The organism is Roseovarius halophilus (ex Wu et al. 2025) (assembly GCF_047086965.1).
This window is the reverse complement of sequence record NZ_JBKOTX010000635.1, coordinates 1-270: the sequence shown is the minus strand read 5'-3', so window position 1 is coordinate 270 and position 270 is coordinate 1. Positions and strand designations below refer to the sequence as shown.

The 270-nt window shown below is 67.0% G+C and carries 1 protein-coding gene; it reads right to left on the bottom strand.

Translation table 11 applies throughout. From position 1 onward, the window contains the following. A partial coding sequence (locus ACH107_RS33825) for an IS3 family transposase (protein WP_412509925.1) occupies positions 1–225 on the bottom strand: 225 nt, incomplete at its 3' end. Between the last annotated feature and the right edge of the window lie 45 nt (positions 226–270).

Below are 270 nucleotides of genomic sequence, written 5' to 3'. Positions count from 1 at the left end.
TGTGCCCCAGACCTCGTCCACCTTGTCGGTGACGATGGTGCCATCATGCGGATGGGCATCGCGCTGGACAGGGCGCTGCGGTGCGAGCAGGTTGTTCTCGTTCATGACACGTCGGACCCGGCGCGCGGCCGTCCGCACGTCCTGTGTCCGCAGTCGCGCCCAGACTTTCCGGTAGCCCTCGCCGGAAAACGGCGAGGCGGCAATCACCGCCTCAATGTGGGTCAAAAGATGGGCGTCACTGCACGCACCCTGCGGCCCCCGTCGCTTCGG